Below are 19598 nucleotides of genomic sequence, written 5' to 3' on the forward strand. Positions count from 1 at the left end.
GCTGGATTATCCCGGATCCTGCATCAATGTTCGATCTCGGCCATGCCCGCAGCTTCGTCGCCGTCGCCGAGGAGATGCATTTCGGCCGGGCCGCGGCCCGGCTGCACCTGACCCAGTCGCCCCTGTCGCGGCAGATCCAGATGCTGGAGCAGACGCTGGACGTGACGCTGCTGGAGCGGACCACCCGGGCGGTGCGCCTGACCCCGGCGGGCCGCACCTTCCTGGCCGAGGCCTACCGGGTGCTGGCGGCGGCCGAGAACGCCGCGCGCATCACGCGCCGCGCCGCCCTGGGCGAGAGCGGGGTGCTGCGACTCAGCTTCACCGCCGCCTCGGCCTACCGGACGCTGCCGCAGGTCGTTGCCCATGTCCGCCGGACGCTGCCCGAGGTCGACCTCGTGCTGGAGGAGATGGTCTCGGACGAGCAGATCCTGGCGCTGGGCGAGAACCGCACCGATCTCGCGATCCTGCGGCCGGCCCCGGTCCTGCAGGATCCGAAATCCGCGATCGCCACAGCGCCGCTGGCGCGCGAGCGGCTCCTGCTCGCGGTCCCGCGCGGGCACCGCCTCGCGGCGGCGCGCGCCCCGACCCTGCGGGACCTCGACGGCGAGGCCTTCGTGACGTGGTCACCCCGGGGCGGGCGCTACTTCATCGACCTGCTCGACCGGCTGTTCGAGGCGGGGGGCGTGCAGCCGCGGATCGTGCAGCGGGTGAACCAGGTCCACGCGATGCTGGCCCTCGTCGGCGCCGGCATCGGCGTCGCGCTGGTGCCGGGCAGCGCCCGGGGCAACAGCATGGCCGACATCCGGCTCCGGCCCATCGCCCTGCCGGCCACGACCGGGCCGGAGCTGTGGCTCGCGTGGCGCAGCGACAACGCTAATCCCTGCCTGCCCTCGGTGCGGGCGGCGGCGCTGGAGACCGGCGAGGCGTGACCGCCGGCGCCGGCCTGGAAAGTCGGTGCGGCCGGCGATAGGCTGCGCGCTCGCCCCGCTTCCGGTCGCGCAGCCGGCCGGGGCCGCCCCTCCCGGATCAGGCAGGCACCATGAGAGTTTCGGCCGACCTCTGCATCGTGCCGATGGGCGTCGGCCCGTCGGTCTCGCCCTACGTCCGCGAGCTCAAGGGGATCATCGAGTCGAGCGGGCTCACCGCCACGATGCATCCCAACGGCACGAACATCGAGGGCGAGCTGTCGGAGATCTGCGCGCTGGCGGAGCGGTGCGAGGCGAGGCTCGCCGAGCTCGGCGTCCAGCGGACCTTCTTCACGCTGATCTTCTCGACGCGCCGCGACAAGGACCAGTCGATGGCCGACAAGCTCGCCGCGGTCTCCTGACCGCGACCGCCGCGGCGCGTCATCCCGGGGTCGTTCTCCGAAGCCGCGCCGAATGAGGTGCAGGTCCCCGCTTGTGCGGGAGAGGGGCGCGTCGCGGCTGGCTCGACCGGTGACGCGTCCTCCGGACCGTCGCGACGCGACCGGGAAAAGCCCTAGCCGTGGCAGGCGCAGCCGGCGTGCTCGCAGCCGGCGTGATCCTTGTGGCCGTTCGCGCAGTCGTCGCAGCAATAGGCCTTGCCGTCCCGCGACACGGCCTTGGCGACCGGGATCACGCAGACGCAGTCCTGGCAGGCGCACTTCACCATCTCGACGTCGACGCTGGCCATGATTTCCTCCTCCGGCGGGACAGTCCGCATGTCGACGTTAGAGCCGCGGCGGCGGCGAGGAAACCCTTCTCCGGGCGCGGTGACGCGCCCGTGATCCCATTCGCCCGCTCGCGCGTTCCCCAGGTCCGGTGCTCGCTGCGCCGGGTGGAGGGCGCCATGGCCGATCAGAACACCGACGACGTCCGGATCGAGCCCTATGACGGGCCTGCGGGCGGCTGGGGCTCGGCCCGCTCCCTCGTCGAGATCCTGACCCGCGAGGGCGTGCCGGTCACCGGCTCGGCGATGCTGCTCAAGCAGAACAAGCCGGACGGCTACATGTGCACCTCCTGCGCCTGGGCGAAGCCCGCCAAGCCGCTGGCGTTCGAGTATTGCGAGAACGGCGCCAAGGCGACGGCCTGGGAGCAGACGCGCCGCCGCGCGACGCCGGACTTCTTCGCCGCGCACACGGTGACGGAGCTTCTCGGCTGGAGCGACTACGCCCTGGAGGAGCAGGGCCGCCTGACCCACCCGATGCGCTACGATCCGGCGACGGACCGCTACCGGCCCGTCGCCTGGGCGGAGGCCCTGGCCGAGATCGGCCGTGAGCTGAAGGAGCTGCGCGCGCAAGACCCGCGGTCGGTGGTGTTCTACGCCTCCGGTCGGGCGTCGCTGGAGACGAGCTACATGTGGGCCCTGCTCGCGCGGCTCTACGGCAACAACAACCTGCCCGACTCCTCCAACATGTGCCACGAGCCGACTTCGGTGGCGCTGCCGCAGTCGATCGGCGCGCCGGTCGGCACGGTGCTGCTGGAGGATTTCGAGACCACCGACCTGATCTTCTTCTTCGGCCAGAACGTCGGGTCGAACTCGCCGCGGATGCTGCACCCGCTCCAGGAGGCGCGGCGCCGGGGTGCGCAGATCATCACCTTCAACCCGCTGCGCGAGCGCGGGCTGGAGCGCTTCACCGACCCGCAATCGCCGGTCGAGATGCTCACCCGCTCGTCCACGAAGATCTCGACGCAGTACCATCAGGTGAAGGCCGGCGGCGACCTCGCGGCGCTCACCGGGCTGTGCAAGGCGCTGATCGCCCTCGACCGGGCCGCGGAGGCCGCCGGCCGGCCGCGGGTGCTCGACCACGCCTTCATCGCCGAGCACACCCACGGCTTCGAGACCTTCGTCGCCTTCTGTGACGGTCAGGACTGGGCCGCGCTGGAGCGGCGTTCCGGCCTCACCCGGACTGCTCTGGAGGCCGCCGCCGAGGTCTACGCCCGCGCGAAGGCGGTGATCGGCATCTACGGGATGGGCCTGACCCAGCACCGCAAGGGCACCGAGACCGTCCGGATGCTCGTGAACCTGCTGCTGCTGCGCGGCAATATCGGGAAGCCCGGAGCCGGGATCTGCCCGGTGCGGGGCCACTCGAACGTGCAGGGCCAGCGCACCGTCGGCATCACCGAGAAGCCGGAGCTGGCGCCGCTGGACAAGCTGCGGGAACTCTACGGCTTCGAGCCGCCGCGGGAGAAGGGCCTCAACACCGTCGAGACCTGCGAGGGCGTTCTCGACGGGCGTGTGAAGGCGTTCATCGGGCTCGGCGGCAACTTCCTGCGGGCCGTGCCCGACACCGCCCGGATGGAACCGGCCTGGCGGCGGCAGCGGCTCACCGTGCAGATCTCGACCAAGCTCAACCGCTCGCACCTCGTGACCGGCGCCGTCGCCTACATCCTGCCCTGCCTCGGCCGGATCGAGATCGACCGGCAGGCGAGCGGCCCGCAGGCCGTATCGATGGAGAGCTCCACCGCCCAGTTCCACGGCTCGCGGGGCGTGGCCGACCCGGTCGGACCGCACCTGCGCTCCGAGCCCTGGATCGTGGCGGAGATCGCCAAGGCGACCCTGCCGCCCAATCCCCGCATCGACTGGGATGCCTGGGTCGCCGACTACGCCCGTGTGCGCGACGCGATCGAGGCGACCTATCCGAGCGTGTTCCACGACCTGAACGGCCGCATGTTCCACCCGGGCGGCCTGCTGAAGCCGCTGGGCGCCCGCGACCGCAAGTGGGAGACCGACACCGGCAGGGCGAATTTCGCGGTCCCCGAGGGCCTGGAGGCCGATCCGGACCTGCCCGACCGGGGTCCGGAGGTGCTCGACCTCATCACGCTGCGCTCGAACGACCAGTTCAACACCACGGTCTACGGCTACGACGACCGCTTCCGCGGGGTGAAGGGCACCCGGGACGTGCTGTTCATGAACCGCCGGGACATCGCGCGGCTGGGGCTGAGGGACGGGATCAGCGTCGACGTGGCGACCGAGGCGGACGACCAGGTGACGCGGCGCGTCGGCGGGCTGCGGGTGATCGCCTACGACATCCCCGAGGGCAACTGCGCCGGATACTACCCGGAGTTGAACGTCCTGCTGCCGCTCTGGCACTACGACGAGCAGTCCAAGACTCCCGCCGCCAAGGCGATCACCGTGCGGGTGACGGCCGCGACCGCCGCACCCTGAGCGGAGCGTCTGGCGTCCGGTCGCGCCTTCCGGCAAGGAACGACCATGGAACAGGCGACTCCTCCCGACGCGCGACCGGACGCTCCGGTGGAATCGCGGCTGCGCGCGCTCGTCGGCCGGATCGCCGCCGGGGCGCCCCTGCGCGAGCCGGGCGCGGACCTGTCGCATCTGAGCGCCGGGCCGGGCGCCCTCGCGGATGTGCCGGAGGCCGGCCTCGTCACCGACGCCGAATCCGGCGGCCTGGCGCTCGCCGGCGCGGACCTGTCCCGCGCCCGCATGGAGGAGGCCGATCTCTCCGGCGCGAACCTGCGCGGGGCGAGCCTGTCCGGCGCGGTCGGGCGCTCGACCCGCTTCACCGGGGCGATCCTGGAGGCGGCCGACCTGTCGGAGGCCGATCTCTCGGGGGCGGACTTCACCGGCATCGTCGCCGGGCAGGTGAAGTTCGCCGGGGCGATGCTGGAGGATGCCCGGTTCGGCCAGGCCGCGATGCGCTTCGCCGACCTGTCCGGCGCCCTGCTCGACGGGACCGACTTCGCCGGCGCCGATCTGTGGGGCGCGGATTTCTCCGGGGCGGACGCGGACGACACGGTCTTCCGCGGGGCGCGGCTCGACGAGGCCAAGCTCGCCGACGCCAACCTGACCCACGCGGATTTCGCCGAGGCCAGCCTGACCAAGGCGAGTCTCGCCGGCTCGCGGCTGCGGGGCGCGCACTTCACCGGCGCGAAGCTCGACGGCGCCGATCTCTCGGGGGCGGATCTCTCCGACACCGACCTCGTGCGGCTCAACCTCGCGACCTGCCGGCTGCGGCACGCGCGCTTCGCCGGCGCGTGGCTGAACGGCACGCGGATGAGCGTCGAGCAGCTCGGCGGCGCGGTCGGCGAGGAGGTGGCCGGCGCCTACGACGCCGCCCAGGCGAGCTACCTCGCCCTGGAGCAGAACTGGAAGAGCATCGGCAGCCACGACGCGGCGAGCTGGGCCTACAAGCGCGGCCGCCGGATGGGCCGGTTCCATGCCGGGCAGCAGGCCCGCGCCGCCTGGTCCGACCGGGACTGGTCCGGATTCCTGCGGCACGGCTATCGCTGGACCGCCGACCGCTTCGTCGAGTGGCTGTGCGATTACGGCGAGAGCCTGTCGCGCATCGCCCGCGCCTTCGCGCTGCTGATCGTGCTGTTCGGCGGGCTCTTCGGCCTGACGGGCGGCCTGTTCATCGTGGAGGGACCGGAGGCCGGGCCGACCTACAATCCCCTCGATCTCCTGAGCTACAGCGCGCTCAACATGATGACCGCGAACCCGCCCGAGATCGGCCTGAAGCCCACCGGCCGCGTCACCAACCTGCTGGTCGGCATCGAGGGCGGCGTCGGCATCATCCTGATGGGGCTGTACGGCTTCGTCCTCGGCAACCGCCTGCGGCGGTGACCCCGATCGCGTCCGGGCCGCTCAGTCGTTCACGCTGAGCCGCTCGATGACGAGGCTCAGATCCTTGCGCAGGGCGCGGATCTCCGGCTCGCTGAGTTCGAGCTGGCACATCACGCTCTCGCGGACCGAGACCGCGTCGGCGCGCAGGGCGGCGCCCTCCGGCGTCAGGGCGATCTCGACCTCGCGCTCGTCCGACTGGCGCCGGGTCCGGAGCAGGAAGCCCGCGCTCTCCAGGCGCTTGAGCACCGGTGTCAGCGTGCCGGAATCGAGGCGCAGGCGCCGGCCGATCTCGGAGACCGTGACGCCGTCCTGTTCCCACAGCACCAGCAGGACCAGATATTGCGGATAGGTCAGTCCGAGCCGCTCGAGCAGCGGCCGGTACGACTTGGTCATCCGATGCGCGGCAGCATAGAGCGCGTAGCAGAGCTGATTATCGAGAAGCAGCGGATCCGTCTCCGGCTGCGCCTCAGCCGTATCGGCAATATACGCCATATCGTTTGCCCATCGCGGTCCACGCACCGCCATTCTCGACCGCGACCGCGGGTTCGTCACCATACCATAACACGGGATACCGGCGCGCAAGCTCCGGTCGTCCGGCCCGTTCTCTTAACAACCCTATGGGGTTCGTCTCGGTGTTCGTCCCCCGCCCGCGACGGGCGGGAGCGCCGCCAGGCTGTCGAGGAAGCCGGCCTCGTCCTCGAGCGTCCGGAGATCGAGGCGGACGGCCTCGTCGCTGATCCGGCCGATCACCGGCACGGGGAGCCGGCGCAACTCCTCGGCGAGCTGCCGGCACCGGCCGCCCGCCCCGCGGCTGCCCGCCGAGGCCGGCGCCAGGACCAGGGCGGCGCTGGGCAGCGTCTCCACCGGCAATGCGCCGGATCCGATCTGGCTGATGCACTCGGCGACCGTGACCGCGGCGCGGCCGGCGAGCCGCTCCGCCACTGCGGGGGCGAGGCGCTCGGCCTGGGCGGCGATGCTGTCGCGGTCGCAGGTGAGGAGCCGCAGGGTCGGGAGCTCCGCGCGCAGCCGCTCCGGGTGCAGGTAGAGCCGCAGCACGGCCTCGAGGGCCGCGTAGGTCATCTTGTCGACGCGCAGGGCCCGCTTCAGCGGATTCTTTCGCACGCGGGCGATCAGGTCCTTCCGGCCGGCCACGATGCCGCACTGGACCGCGCCGAGCAGCTTGTCGCCGCTGAAGGTGACGACGTCGGCCCGCTCCAGGGCGGCGCGGATCGTGGGCTCGGGGGGCAGCCCGTAGGCCGCGAGGTCGACGAGGCTGCCGCTGCCGAGATCGTCCGCCAGCGGCACGCCGCGCTCCCGGCAGAGGGCGTAGAGGGCCACGGGATCGGCCGCCGCGGTGAAGCCCGCGATGGCGTAGTTGCTCGGATGCACCTTCATCACGAGGCCGGTGCGGGGTCCCAGGGCCTCCGCGTAGTCGCGCAGGTGGGTGCGGTTGGTGGTGCCGACCTCGCGCAGGCGGCAGCCGGCCCGCACCATCACGTCGGGCACCCGGAACGAGCCGCCGATCTCCACGAGCTCGCCGCGGGAGACCACCACCTCCTTGCGCATGGCGAGCGCGTTCAGCACCAGCAGCACCGCGGCCGCGTTGTTGTTGACCACCACCGCGGCCTCGGCGCCGGTCAGGCGGCAGATCAGGCCCTCGACATGGTCGTCCCGCTCGCCCCGGGCGCCGGTCTCGAGATCGAACTCGAGGTTGCTCGCCTGCACCATCACGGCGGCCACCGCCTCCGCAGCCGAGCGGGGCAGCAGGGCGCGGCCGAGATTGGTGTGCAGCACCGTGCCGGTCAGGTTGAAGACCGGCCGCAGCGACGGCCGGCGCTCGGCGGCGAGCCGCGCCGACGCCGCGGCCCGGATCGACTCCGCGTCCGGGACGGGGCCGCCCCCGGCCCGGATCTCGGCCAGCACCGCCCGGATCGCGTCCGTGAAGGCCGTCCGCCCGTAGGTCTCGAGCTCCGCCGGCGGCGCGCCGCCGACGAGGCGCTCCACCGCGGGAATTCGGCGCGGGGACGGCGCCGGGTCGTCGGCCTGCTGGGTGGGGACGGGCGCGTTCATGGCAGGCCAGAGATAACCATCCCGGTGCACGGAGCCAGCCCGTCGACGCGCGGATAATGCGCGCAGGTTGTTCCGGTCCCGGCCCGACGGTAAGGGCAGATCCTGAAATCGGCGCCCGAGAGTCCATCGCACCCGCGCGGGGCGGGCTCGGCCGCGCCGACCCCGCCGAGCCCTCTCGGGAGACGTCACCATGTCCCGACCTTCGATCCAGATCCACCCGATGATCCTGTGCGGGGGGACGGGGACGCGGCTGTGGCCGGCCTCGCGGGAGAGCATGCCCAAGCAGTTCGCCCGGCTGGTCGACGCCGAGCGCTCGACCTTCCAGGCGACGCTGGCGCGGGTGTCGGACGCCACGGTCTTCGCCACGCCCACCGTCATCGCCTCGGCCGAGGCCCGCTTCATCGTCGCCGAGCAGCGCGACCAGCTCGGTCTCTCCGCCGACATCCTGCTCGAGCCGCAGGGCCGCGACTCCGCCGCCGCCGTGGCGGTGGCGGCGCTGCACGCCGCCGCCAGCGACCCGCAGGCCGTAGTGCTGATCATGGCCGCCGACCACGTCGTGCCCGACACGGCGGCCTTCGTCGACGCCGTGCGGCGCGCGGCCGCCGGCGCCCAGGCCGGCTACACGATGACGCTCGGCATCGAGCCCGACCGGCCGGCCACCGATTACGGCTACATCCGCCGCGGCGAGCCGATCGCCGAGGCCCCGGGCGCGGCCCGCGTCGCCCGCTTCGTCGAGAAGCCCGACCGGGCCGGCGCCGAGGCGCTGATCACCGACGGCGCCCTGTGGAACTCGGGCTACTTCCTGTTCCGCGCCGACCTGATGCTGGCCGAGCTGGAGGCGTTCGTCCCCGAGGTGCTGGCGGCCGCGCGCGCGGCCCTGGAGGCGGCGGTGACCGACCTCGACTTCGTGCGCCTCGACGCGGCGGCCTTCGCCCAGGCGCCCAAGATCTCGATCGACTACGCGGTGATGGAGCGGACCGCCCGGGCCGGCGTGCTGCCGGTGTCGTTCGCGTGGTCGGATGTCGGCACCTGGGACGCGGTCTGGCAGGTGCTGGACCACGACGAGGCCGGCAACGCCGTGCGCGGCCGGGTGTCGCTGATCGGCACGAAGAACAGCCTCGTGCACAGCCAGGGCGAGGGCCTGACCGCGGTGGTGGGCCTGGAGGACGTCGTGGTGGTCTCGACCCCCGACGCGGTGCTGGTGGCCTCCAAGGCGCATTCGGGCAAGGTGAAGGAGCTGGTCGGCGCCCTGCGGGCGCAGGGCGCCCCGGAGGCGGACGCGCACCTGCGGATGTATCGGCCCTGGGGCTGGTACCAGCGCATCGACCTCGGCGAGCGCTTCCAGGTGAAGCGGATCCAGGTGGTGCCGGGCGGGCGGCTGTCGCTGCAGAAGCACTACCACCGGGCGGAGCACTGGGTGGTGGTGCGCGGCACCGCCGAGGTCACGATCGACGAGCGGGTGGTGCTGGTCCACGAGAACGAGGCGGTCTACCTGCCGATCGGCTCGATGCACCGGCTGGCCAACCCGGGCAAGATCCCGCTGGAGCTGATCGAGGTCCAGGTCGGCTCCTACACCGGCGAGGACGACATCATCCGCGTCGAGGATATCTACGGGCGCTGAGCGCCCGGCCGGGCAGCCTGCGACCCGATCACCCGCAGGCGCGCCCGGAACATGCGGCCACCCCGATCGATAGCCTAGCGTGTGGCCGCTCCCGTGCGGCCGCGCCGCAGCGCTGGGGATACCGCATGAAGCACAAGCCGCTCCGCGAGCAGGTCATCGTGATCACCGGCGCCTCGTCGGGCATCGGTCTCGCAACGGCCCGGATGGCGGCCGAGCGCGGCGCCCGGGTGGTGCTGGCGGCGCGCAGCGGCGACGCCCTGGCGCGCATCCGCGCCGAGATCGAGGGCGTCGGCGGCAAGGCGATCGACGTCGTCGCCGATGTCGGCCGGCGGGCCGACGTGCAGGCGGTCGCCGACCGGGCCGAGGCGACCTTCGGCGGCTTCGACACCTGGGTGAACGTGGCCGGCGGCTCGATCTACGGCCGGCTGCGCGAGATCAGCGACGCCGACCACGAGCGCCTGATCCAGACGAATTTCTGGGGGACCGTCTACGGCTCCCTCGTGGCGACCGAGCACCTGCGCCAACACGGCGGCGCCCTCATCAACGTCGGCAGCATCGCCTCCGACCTCGCCTTCCCGTTCCAGGGCATGTACGCGGCCTCGAAACACGCCGTGAAGGGCTTCACCGACGCCCTGCGCATGGAGCTGATGGACGAGAACGCACCGATCTCGGTGACGCTGATCAAGCCCGCCTCGATCGACACCCCCCTGCCCCAGCGGGCGCGCAACTACATGGACCGCGAGCCGAGCCTGCCGCCGCCGATCTACCCGCCGGAGGAGGTGGCGAACGCCATCCTGCACGCGGCCGTCCACCCGCAGCGCGACATCTTCGTGGGCGGGGCCGGCAAGGCCTTCGTGGCCGGCAAGGAATTCGCGCCCGGCGCCTACGACTATCTCGGCCCGGCCATCATCGCGCTCCAGAAGCGCCGGAGCGCGCCCCGCAACCCGGACGGCGCGCTGCACTCGCCGGTCTCGGCGGGCGAGACGCGGGGCGACCCGTCCGTCCCGGTCATGCGGACCAGCGCCTATACCCGCGCGACCCTGCACCCCCTCGCGGCGGCGGCCGGCCTCCTCGGCGTCGGCGCGGCCACGGCCTTCGCGGTGCTCGGCACCTCGTCCGGGCGCCGGCGGCGCCTGTAAATGGCTGTCGCGACGGAGACCCTGCCCGGCCCCGCCCGACCGGCGCGGGAGGCCGGGACCGGCACCGAGGCCGATCCCCGGATCGTGCCGCGCCGGATCGTGTCCCTGGCCGACGACCGGACGATCGCCTACGCGGAGACCGGCGCCGGGTCGGACCTCGTGGCGATCCACGGCACGCTGATGTGCCTGGAGGACGTCTGGCTCGGGCCCGTGCCGGCTCTGGCCGAGCATTTCCGCGTGGTCGCCGTCGACCGCCCGGGCCACGGCTTCAGCCGCCGGCCGCGCGGCGGCGGCGCCGACATCTGGGATCAGGCGGCGTCCATCCGGGAGGCGGTGCGGCGCCTCGGCCTGGAGCGCCCGGTCATCCTGGGCCACTCGTTCGGGGGCGCCGTCGCCCTCGCCTACGGCATGCTCCATCCGAACGAGGTGGCCGGCATCGTCGCCCTGGCGCCGATCTGCTTCCCCGAGCCGCGGCTGGAGCAGGTGCTGTTCGGGCCGCGGGCGCTGCCCTTCGGCGGCGACGCGCTGTCGGCGTTCCTGGGCGCCAGCAGCGACCGGGCGCTGCTCCCGCTCCTGTGGAACGCGATGTTCTTCCCCGAGGCGATGCCGGCGCGCTTCGCGCGGGACTTCCCCTTCGCCCTCGCGGGTCGCCCGGCGCAGATCACCGCCGAGGGCGAGGATGCGGGCTGGCTCTGGCCGGGGCTCGCGCGTAGCGTCCTCGGCTACCGGTCCCTGCGCCGGCCCACCCGTATCCTGGGCGGCAGCGCCGACCTGGTGGTGAACACCGAGTTGCACGGCCGGCGCGCGGCCGGCCTGATCCCCGGGGCGCGATTCGAGTCCCTTCCGGGGGCCGGCCACATGCTGCACCACCTGCAGACCGACGCGGTCGTGCGCGCGGCCCTGGCGGTGCGGTCGGAGGCCTGACGGACCCGGTCACGAGCCCCGCGGGCGGGGCCTCCCTCAGCGGATGAGCGCCTTGATCTGCTGTTTGGCGCCCGCCTTCAACCGGGCCAGCCCGCCGCGGGCCTGCCGCTCGCGCTCCTGCCGCAGCGTGCGCTTCTCGGCGTTCCAGGGATGCTCGTGGCGGAGCGTGTGCTCCGGCGCGCGGACCCCGAAGCCGAGGGCGTAGGCGCGCCGCGGTCCGGCGCTGAGATTCGGCCCGGCGCAGTGCAGGGTCCGGCAATCGTGGAAGGTGGCGCCGCCCGCCGGGAGCGGACACGGGACCGCGCGCTCCACCGGAACGCCGAGGGCCTCGAGCCCGTGGATCCGCGGGTCGCCGCCGATGCTGCGATGGGGGAGGAGCGGCTCACGGTGGCTGCCCGGGACGTAGAGCATGCAGCCGTTCTCCGGCGAGACGTCCTGCAGGGGCATCCAGACCGTGATCGCCCGGTAATTCGTGTAGGCGGCGTAGAACGCCTCGTCCTGGTGCCACGCGGTGGCGGCGCCGATCTTCGGCGGCTTGCGGATCGCGTGCTCGAAGACGAGGGCCGCGCGGTTCCCCAGGAGCTGGCGCGACATGGCCTGGGCGTTGGCCCGGAACAGGATGTCCCGGAGGAGCGGCTCGAAGCGGGACGGGTTGAGTAGCTGGGGCGAGCGCGCCTCGCTGGCGCCGCGGTCGACGTCGACGAGGTCGAACAGGCTCCCGTCCTTCCAGCCGCGCGCCTCCTCGAACAGACGGTCATAGGCGCCGCGCAGGGTGTCGAGCTCCTCGGCGGTAGTGATCGCCGGGACGGTGACGAACCCGTTGCGCCGGAACGCGGCGATCTCGTCGTCGGTCAGGATCCGCGTCGGGACGCGCGCCTGCGCGCGATTACCCACGATCCAGCGGACGAGCCGCGACCGTGCCTCGGCCGCGCGGGCGGAGAGGCCGTTCCCGGCATCGGCGACGCCGAGCCCCAGGCGATCCGGAATCGTGACTGGCATCGCACTCTCCGCTTCGAAGTGATTCCGCGAAGATGCCCACGTCTATTCCGAGGCTTACAGTACCGATTCTTAGGTATGACTGAGCGTCACGGCCTCAGGCATTTGCCTTCAGCTTCATCATGAACCACCTCCGGTTGAGATTTCCGGTTGCAGCTCTTTCCGGGGCCGGACGCGGCTGCCGGTCGCCAGCGGCGCTCCCGCTGACCGGCGATGCCGGCGCGGAAGCGCCGCGCCAATGCATCGGATTGATCGCATTTCCGGAACCATTTTCTTTCATGGCCGATATTTAATGCATCTGCGGGGGGTATTGATGAGTTCTGTGAAAGATCGGGGCGATCAATACGGACCGATTTCCCGGAGAGTGATGATGAATATCTTAACGCAAGCTGCCGCGGCCGTAGCCCTGGCGGCGCTGCCGGTCTCGGCCGCGCAGGCGATGCCGGTCGTGGCCGATCCGGGCCTCGCGGCGCCGATCACGCTCGTGGCGGGGGGATGTGGGCCGGGCGCCTGGCGCGGCCCCTGGGGCCACTGCCGCAGCACGCCCTATGTCGGTCCGCTGCCCGGCGGCTGGTATCAGGTGCGAGCGGGGAACGGCTGCCCGCCCGGCTACTGGCGCGGACCGTGGGGCCATTGCCGCAACACGCCGTATCACGGACGGCTGCCGAACGGCGGCTACCGGTAGCCGCCCGCCCTCACCGTCGACGGAGGCGGGCGCCGGAGCGCCGGCGGGCGGTGAGGGACTCGAACTCCTGACCCTCTCCGTGGAAGGATTGGCATTCCCAGGCCGTAGAGCGACGGCACAGGAAAAAAAACGTAGCGGGCCATCTGGAGGCCCGTCGGGCCTTCGTTTCCGGAAAATGTCCGGAGACCTGTTCCGGGCCGGTTCGTCGGATGCTCCCCGTGTTCTACAGCGCACCCATGTCGGCCCGTAATTGGTCACGCGGTCGTCGCACCCGGCTTGTCGCTCGACTGCTTCGGCCTTGTCGCCATCGTCTCTATCGCCGCACCGGGTACAGACGCTGTCGAGCGCGGAACAGCACCTGACGCCGCCGGCCACATTGCGCCCGCCGGCGCGCCGTATATCGCACCCGACCTCCCGGCACGTCGCGATCGCCGCAGTCCGTTCCAACTGCGCGACCCCGGCGCGGATCTCGGCCAGCTTGTCGGCAAGCTCTCGTATAGACCTATGGACGATTGAAAAACCCTATTGGCGGACCTCTGACTTCTTGACTGTTGTTTGTTTATTTGTCACTCATGAATGCTGATTTTTCCATATTTTTGAGCATCAAAATCTGCTGACGGATCGGCCCTAAGCCGATTCCGAAAATGCCTATAACAACGCAGGCGACAGAATGGAGCTTCCGAACATGACACATACTCGAGAGGCCGTCGCCGGACTCAGCAAACAGAATGTTTCTTCTCTGAGGTATAACAGCAGAAACAATAATCGATACGAAAGCACGGGATTATTGATTTCGTTTATGAAAAAAAACAAAAAGCTATTAGATGTTGGATGCGGAACAGGGACGATCACATCCACACTGAGAGACGCTCTCTCTCTTGATGTAGTTGGCGTTGAGCCTCATCCCGAGAGAGCCGAGCAAGCGCGCACAGAAGGATTAAATGTCATCACTGGTGTTTATGATCAAACTTTCGCACAGAGAAACGAGAAATTTGACTACATCTTATTTGCAGACGTTTTAGAGCATCTTGTAGACCCAGCAGAAATGTTGAGAGAAGTAAAAAATTCGCTGGCGCCAGATGGTCGCGTGCTGGCCTCTATTCCAAATGTTGCGCATTGGACCGTAAGAGCGCAATTATTATTCGGAAATTTTAACTACAAGCCGACCGGGATAATGGATGCCACACATCTCCGATGGTTCACGCGCAGGAGTGTACGTCGTTTGTTCGAGGCGGCGGGATATGAAGTTGAAGATATTCGCGGTGCCGCGGGTGGCTGGATGGGCGTATACCGCTACACGCCCTTTCGCTTTCTCCCTCAAGATCAGAAGAGTTTTGTGCTCGGCCAGCTCTGCAGGATCGCGCCCGCCCTTTTTTCAGTTCAACATGTGATAAAAGCGCGGCCAAAGTAATATTTAAGCCGTAATCAAGATTGTTATTCTGCACTTATGTGCATGATTCTGTGTCGCTTTTCGATGGAGTTCCTGTCTGCCTTCCGCCCGACCACCCCGAGACACGGTCTCCACAACGCCGCGCAGATGCTCCGGGAGGTGGTGGCCATAAACCTGCTCCACGTCCTGCTCGTTGGTGCCGAGTGCTCGAGCAACCTTGCCGAACGGCACGCCCGCCCTCATGCCCCCCGTCGCGAAGGTGTGGCGCAGTGCGCGCGGCAGTTCAGCCAGGTCGAGTTGGCGCCCGACAATGCCTGATTGAACTCATCAATAATAGTGACGGCGAATGATCAGCGCGATGAGGGCAGCAACGGCTCCCAAGGACGCCCCGATTGGCGTGAAAAGCAAAACGACCATATAGCCGGCCGTGCCTTCTCGCTGAGTTACCTTCATGATGTCAACATACCAAGCACCGACGAGAAAACCCAGTATTCCACCCACCACTGCCCCGCAAATAGCGGCACCTAGATACACAAAAATCGAAAATAAAATCTGATTGAACGCCATCGACACGTGAGCCCGCCCTCGAATCAGGGCGAAGCATCCGTAGATCCTCCTGCTTTTGCAACAGGCCCACTCTGTAATTGTGTCCTAGTACTGATATTCGCCCTCGTCAGATTTATCGGTGCCTCCACAGGCGCGCCGCCTCGTAGCGGGGCAGCTAGCGTCCCGTTCGCTTCAACGTCCCTTGGAACTCACACGAGGCGCCGTGCCACATCGTGCAGCCCTGTTCTTCCAGGACGACGGACCGGAAATCCGAAGCGTAGCGGGCGGTGATCCGGCAGGTTTGCCCACCGTTGGTTTTGCTGAAGACGACCGTGTCGGGTCCGGTCGGCCGCCCTTTCATCGTCACCTCACCGCCGCAGCCCTTGGTTCCCGTTGAGAACTGGGCCGTGAAGCCGGCTGCGCCCGCGGCCTTCACCTCGACGCCCTGCTCGTAGCCGTCCTCCTGGTGCTCGAAGGTGCCCACCGCCCTGGCTCCGGGGCCCGCAGCGTGCGCGACCGTGGAGACGAGCAAAGGGAGGAGGATCGCGAGCCGGCGGAGCATTACCGCACCTTATCAGATCGAGGAGAGCGATAGCCCTGGGCGGCCCGCACGATGATCGCCACGACGCTGACGGCCAGCAGCAGGATCAACGCCTCGTAAGCCCACGGCCCGAGCCACGATGCGACCGCGCCCGGCATGTGACGCACGAGCGTACGCACGATGCCCGCGGCGAGCGCGATCAGCGTGACGAGGCCGAGGGCGAATTGGAGCCAGCGGGGCATGCGGCTTAGGTTAGCACGCCCCGCCAAGCCGGTCAGCGGGCAGCCTGCCGCTCGAACTAATCCCGCATGTCTTCTGGACGGAGACCTTTTCCAGCGCCTTCATCTCGCCCTTGAGGCGCACCAGCTCGGTTCGGCTCGGCGTGTCCTAGGCGCAGCAGCGCAAGCGCGACGGCCAGAAGATGACCGAGGCGCTCGAGCCGTCGACCGCGGCTTCACCAGTCCTCTCCTGTGGGCCGCGGCCTAGCCGGAACACGGTGCCGTAAGGCGCCGTCAGAACGGTTGTTGAGGCCGGAATTTGCCGGCCTCACATCAGCAAACAATGGAAAACGAGAAACAATCTTGGTGGGCGGTGAGGGACTCGAACCCCCGACCCTCTCCGTGTAAAGGAGACGCTCTACCAACTGAGCTAACCGCCCGGCTGGCGACCGTTACGGCATGGTCCCGGTCCGGTGCAAGGGTCCGCACCCCGGATCCTTATCAGGGGTCGATGAGCCGCGTCGCCAGCGCGGGTGTCAGGCCGATGCTCTCGACAGGGTCAGGCCTCGACGGGGCCTGCCCGAATGCGCCCGCGGCCAGAACCGCGCGGGTCCCCGCCTCGACCGAGCAGATCACCGGAACGGGAACCTGGGGAGCGATCCGCGCGGCGAGCCCGGCCAGACCGGCACCGCCCAGGATGACCGACTCGGCGCCGGCCCCCGCGCAGGCGCGGCAGGCTTGGGCGAGGATCTCCAGGGCCGCGTCCGGGTCACGGGCGATGGTGCCGCCGCTCGGAGCCACCGTGCGGAGGGCCGCGAGGGCGTCGGCGAGGTTGAGGGCCGCCACGAACTCCCGCAGCATCGGCTCCCAGGCCGCGCCCCCGGTGACGATCCCGAAGCGACCGGACGCAGCGGCCTCGCGGCAGGCCGCTTCCGCCATGCCGATGACCGGTACCCGCGACAGCTCACGCAGGGCGAGGAGGCCCGGATCACCGAAGCAGGCTAGGTAGACCGCATCGCAGCCGGCGCCGTGCTCCGCGAGAGCGTCGAGGGCCGCGTGGCCGGCGATCGCCGCCGCCGCCCGGCTCGCGATGTAGCGGGCTCCGAACCGGCCGGTGACGGCGCGCAGCTCCGCACGGCCGCCGAGCTGGGTGCGGACATGGCCGGCGACGAGATCGGTGACGTGCGCACTCGTGTTCGGGTTGATCAGCAGGATGCGCATCCGGGCCTCCGCGCTCGCGTTCGCGCATGAAAAAGCCCCCGGGGCTCGGGGCACCGGGGGCTCGTCTCAATCGATCGGGCGGCTCAGTGCGCCACGAAGGCAGCGCCGTCCTCTTCGGTCCGGGCGGGCTTCGCCACCGGGAGCGGCTCCTCCCACTCGATCGCCTCGGGCTGACGGACCAGCGCCTTCTCCAGCACCTGATCCATCCGCGACACAGGCACGATCTCCAGCCCGTTCTTCACGCTGTCGGGCACCTCGGCGATGTCCTTGGCGTTCTCCTCGGGGATCAGCACCGTCTTGATGCCGCCGCGCAGCGCGGCGAGCAGTTTCTCCTTCAGGCCGCCGATCGGCAGGACCCGGCCGCGGAGCGTCACCTCGCCGGTCATCGCGACCTCGCGGCGGACCGGAATCCCGGTCAGCGTCGAGATGATCGCGGTGGCCATGGCGATGCCGGCCGACGGACCGTCCTTCGGGGTCGCCCCCTCCGGAACGTGAACGTGGATGTCGCGCCGGTCGAACAGCGGCGGCTCGATCCCGAAATCGATCGCCCGCGAGCGGACGTAGCTCGCCGCCGCCGAGATCGACTCCTTCATCACGTCCTTCAAGTTGCCGGTGACCGTCATCTTGCCCTTGCCGGGCATCATGACGCCCTCGATCGTCAGCAATTCGCCGCCGACCTCGGTCCAGGCCAGACCCGTCACCACGCCGACCTGATCGTCCGCGTCGATCTCGCCGTAGCGGAACTTCGGCGGGCCGAGGAAGACCGGAAGGGTGTCCGGGGTCACCGCGACCGACTTGGTCTTGGTGATCAGGATCTCCTTCACCGCCTTGCGGATCAGGTTGGACAGCTCGCGCTCCAGGTTGCGGACGCCCGCCTCCCGCGTGTAGCGGCGGACCAGCATCATCAAGCCATCGTCGTCGATCGACCACTCGTGCGTCCCGAGGCCGTGCTTCTTCAGGGCGTTCGGGATCAGGTGCTTGCGCGCGATCTCGACCTTCTCCTCCTCGGTGTATCCGGCGATGCGGATCACCTCCATCCGGTCCATGAGCGGGCCCGGGATGTTGAGGGTGTTGGCCGTGGTCACGAACATCACGTTCGAGAGGTCGTAATCCACCTCCAGGTAGTGGTCATTGAAGGTGCTGTTCTGCTCAGGGTCGAGAACCTCGAGGAGCGCCGCCGACGGATCGCCGCGGAAGTCCATGCCCATCTTGTCGATCTCGTCGAGCAGGATGAGCGGGTTCGAGGTCTTGGCCTTGCGCATCGACTGCACGATCTTGCCGGGCATCGAGCCGATATAGGTCCGGCGGTGACCGCGGATCTCGGCCTCGTCGCGCACACCGCCGAGCGACATCCGGACGAACTCGCGACCCGTCGCCTTGGCGATGGACTTGCCGAGCGAGGTCTTGCCGACGCCGGGAGGACCGACGAGGCACAGGATCGGGCCGGTGAGCTTGTTCGCGCGCTGCTGCACCGCGAGGTACTCGACGATCCGCTCCTTGACCTTGTCGAGGCCGAAATGATCCTCGTCGAGCAGCGCCTGGGCGCCCAGCAGGTCCTTCTTGATCTTCGAGCGCTTGCTCCACGGGATGCCGAGCATCCAGTCGAGGTAGTTGCGCACGACGGTCGCCTCGGCCGACATCGGCGACATCTGCCGCAGCTTCTTCAGCTCGGCGGTGGCCTTGTCGCGGGCCTCCTTGGAGAGCTTGGTCTTCTCGATCTTCTCTTCCAGTTCGGCCAGCTCGTCGCGGCCATCCTCGGAGTCGCCCAGCTCCTTCTGGATCGCCTTCATCTGCTCGTTCAGGTAGTACTCGCGCTGGGTCTTCTCCATCTGCCGCTTGACGCGGGTCCGGATGCGCTTCTCCACCTGCAGCACGGAGATCTCGCTCTCCATCAGCGACAGCACGCGCTCGAGGCGCTGCGCCACCGTGGGGGTCTCCAGGATGCCCTGCTTGTCGGAGATCTTGACGAGCAGGTGCGAGCCGATCGTGTCGGCGAGCTTGGACGGCTCGTCGATCTGGGTCACGGCGGAGACGACCTCGGGCGAGATCTTCTTGTTCAGCTTGACGTAGTTCTCGAACTCCGAGAGCACGGAGCGCGCGAGCGCCTCGGCCTCGACGCGGTCGCCGAGCTCGTCGTGGAGCGCCTCGGCGGTCGCCTCGTAGAACTCGTCCGAGCGGGTGAAGTCGACGACCTTGGCGCGGCCGACACCCTCGACCAGCACCTTCACGGTGCCGTCGGGCAGCTTCAGCAACTGGAGCACCGAGGCGAGCGTGCCGATCTTGTAGATGGCGTCGGTCGCCGGGTCGTCGTCGCCCGCGTTGATCTGGGTGGCGAGCAGGATGTGGCGGTCGGTGCGGACGGCCTCCTCGAGGGCGCGGATCGACTTCTCGCGGCCCACGAACAGGGGCACGATCATGTGCGGGAAGACGACGATGTCGCGCAGGGGGAGGACGGCGTAGGTGCCCGTCGAACCCGGGACCACCGGCTGGCGCGATTTCGACTGTGACATGTGACTTCCTCTCAGGGACGCCCGGGTTCGGCGCCCCCATGCACGGAGCGCGCCTACAGCCGGGTGCCGACCGGGCCGCGAGGGTCGGATTTCGCTAACTTTGCGGCTGGCGACGCGGACCGGACCTCGAAGGAGCGTGCGGCCACCGCGCTGAGCCTGAGGTGGCTGCGAGGAAGCGCGTTTTCAAGGCGAT

The 19598-nt window shown here is 69.6% G+C and carries 18 protein-coding genes and 1 tRNA gene; 9 read left to right on the forward strand and 10 right to left on the reverse strand.

The features are described 5' to 3' along the window. Window positions 1–26 precede the first annotated feature (26 nt). Window positions 27–929 carry a LysR family transcriptional regulator gene (locus H288_RS0101080; protein ID WP_020090745.1) on the forward strand — a complete coding sequence of 301 codons (903 nt, stop codon included), beginning with the start codon at window positions 27–29 and terminating at the stop codon, window positions 927–929. A 110-nt stretch (window positions 930–1039) separates the two neighbouring features. Then, window positions 1040–1327, forward strand: a complete 288-nt coding sequence (locus H288_RS0101085) for an MTH1187 family thiamine-binding protein (RefSeq protein WP_020090746.1) — start codon at window positions 1040–1042, stop codon at window positions 1325–1327. A gap of 152 nt (window positions 1328–1479) precedes the next feature. On the opposite strand, the gene H288_RS0101090 is transcribed toward H288_RS0101085, so the two are convergent. Further along, window positions 1480–1653, reverse strand: coding sequence for a metallothionein (locus H288_RS0101090; protein WP_020090747.1), 174 nt, complete (start codon window positions 1651–1653; stop codon window positions 1480–1482). A gap of 156 nt (window positions 1654–1809) precedes the next feature. Between H288_RS0101090 and H288_RS0101095 the strand changes: the two genes are divergently transcribed. Both H288_RS0101095 and H288_RS0101100 read left to right on the forward strand, forming a co-directional pair. Further along, on the forward strand, window positions 1810–4128 hold the full coding sequence (locus H288_RS0101095) for an FdhF/YdeP family oxidoreductase (RefSeq protein WP_026604554.1): 2319 nt from the start codon (window positions 1810–1812) through the stop codon (window positions 4126–4128). 45 nt (window positions 4129–4173) lie between these two features. Beyond that, on the forward strand, window positions 4174–5544 hold the full coding sequence (locus H288_RS0101100) for a pentapeptide repeat-containing protein (protein WP_026604555.1): 1371 nt from the start codon (window positions 4174–4176) through the stop codon (window positions 5542–5544). A 21-nt stretch (window positions 5545–5565) separates the two neighbouring features. Here the strand turns inward: H288_RS0101100 and H288_RS0101105 are convergent, their stop codons facing one another. Together H288_RS0101105 and selA are read right to left on the reverse strand one after the other, a co-directional pair. After that, window positions 5566–6036 (reverse strand): MarR family transcriptional regulator, encoded by a 471-nt coding sequence (locus H288_RS0101105; RefSeq protein ID WP_020090750.1) that lies wholly within the window; start codon window positions 6034–6036, stop codon window positions 5566–5568. 123 nt (window positions 6037–6159) lie between these two features. Next, window positions 6160–7614 (reverse strand): L-seryl-tRNA(Sec) selenium transferase, encoded by a 1455-nt coding sequence (selA, locus tag H288_RS0101110; protein WP_020090751.1) that lies wholly within the window; start codon window positions 7612–7614, stop codon window positions 6160–6162. A 190-nt stretch (window positions 7615–7804) separates the two neighbouring features. Between selA and H288_RS0101115 the strand changes: the two genes are divergently transcribed. The 3 genes from H288_RS0101115 to H288_RS0101125 all read left to right on the forward strand — a co-directional run bounded on the left by H288_RS0101115 (window position 7805) and on the right by H288_RS0101125 (window position 11298). Then, window positions 7805–9235, forward strand: coding sequence for a mannose-1-phosphate guanylyltransferase/mannose-6-phosphate isomerase (locus H288_RS0101115; protein ID WP_026604556.1), 1431 nt, complete (start codon window positions 7805–7807; stop codon window positions 9233–9235). Between the two features lie 125 nt (window positions 9236–9360). Next, window positions 9361–10374: an SDR family oxidoreductase gene (locus H288_RS0101120; protein WP_020090753.1), complete on the forward strand. Its 1014-nt coding sequence runs from the start codon at window positions 9361–9363 to the stop codon at window positions 10372–10374. Further along, window positions 10375–11298 carry an alpha/beta hydrolase gene (locus H288_RS0101125; protein WP_020090754.1) on the forward strand — a complete coding sequence of 308 codons (924 nt, stop codon included), beginning with the start codon at window positions 10375–10377 and terminating at the stop codon, window positions 11296–11298. It begins immediately after the preceding gene. Window positions 11299–11334: 36 nt separating this feature from the next. On the opposite strand, the gene H288_RS0101130 is transcribed toward H288_RS0101125, so the two are convergent. Continuing rightward, entirely contained in the window at window positions 11335–12297 is a 963-nt protein-coding gene (locus H288_RS0101130; RefSeq protein WP_020090755.1) for a phytanoyl-CoA dioxygenase family protein, read from the reverse strand. 364 nt (window positions 12298–12661) lie between these two features. Here H288_RS0101130 and H288_RS0101135 point away from each other — a divergent pair, with 364 nt between their 5' ends. After that, a complete protein-coding gene (locus H288_RS0101135) occupies window positions 12662–12979 on the forward strand; it encodes a hypothetical protein (protein ID WP_020090756.1) in 318 nt (105 codons plus the stop codon). A gap of 670 nt (window positions 12980–13649) precedes the next feature. Further along, entirely contained in the window at window positions 13650–14390 is a 741-nt protein-coding gene (locus tag H288_RS33705; protein WP_081636425.1) for a class I SAM-dependent methyltransferase, read from the forward strand. Between the two features lie 306 nt (window positions 14391–14696). Here H288_RS33705 and H288_RS34990 read toward each other — a convergent pair whose 3' ends face one another. From H288_RS34990 to lon, 6 genes are all read right to left on the reverse strand, one after another. After that, complete coding sequence (locus H288_RS34990) at window positions 14697–14942, reverse strand: hypothetical protein (protein WP_128083348.1); 246 nt, start codon at window positions 14940–14942, stop codon at window positions 14697–14699. A 148-nt stretch (window positions 14943–15090) separates the two neighbouring features. After that, window positions 15091–15399 carry a hypothetical protein gene (locus H288_RS0101145; protein ID WP_128083349.1) on the reverse strand — a complete coding sequence of 103 codons (309 nt, stop codon included), beginning with the start codon at window positions 15397–15399 and terminating at the stop codon, window positions 15091–15093. 77 nt (window positions 15400–15476) lie between these two features. Continuing rightward, window positions 15477–15698: a hypothetical protein gene (locus tag H288_RS0101150; protein ID WP_020090759.1), complete on the reverse strand. Its 222-nt coding sequence runs from the start codon at window positions 15696–15698 to the stop codon at window positions 15477–15479. A 340-nt stretch (window positions 15699–16038) separates the two neighbouring features. Then, window positions 16039–16114 (reverse strand) — tRNA-Val (locus tag H288_RS0101155). A 61-nt stretch (window positions 16115–16175) separates the two neighbouring features. Next, entirely contained in the window at window positions 16176–16895 is a 720-nt protein-coding gene (locus tag H288_RS0101160; protein ID WP_020090760.1) for an aspartate/glutamate racemase family protein, read from the reverse strand. Between the two features lie 83 nt (window positions 16896–16978). Then, on the reverse strand, window positions 16979–19405 hold the full coding sequence (gene lon / locus H288_RS0101165) for an endopeptidase La (RefSeq protein ID WP_020090761.1): 2427 nt from the start codon (window positions 19403–19405) through the stop codon (window positions 16979–16981). Window positions 19406–19598 lie beyond the last annotated feature (193 nt).

It is taken from the genome of Methylobacterium sp. 285MFTsu5.1, assembly GCF_000383455.1.
Taxonomy (GTDB): Bacteria; Pseudomonadota; Alphaproteobacteria; order Rhizobiales; family Beijerinckiaceae; genus Methylobacterium.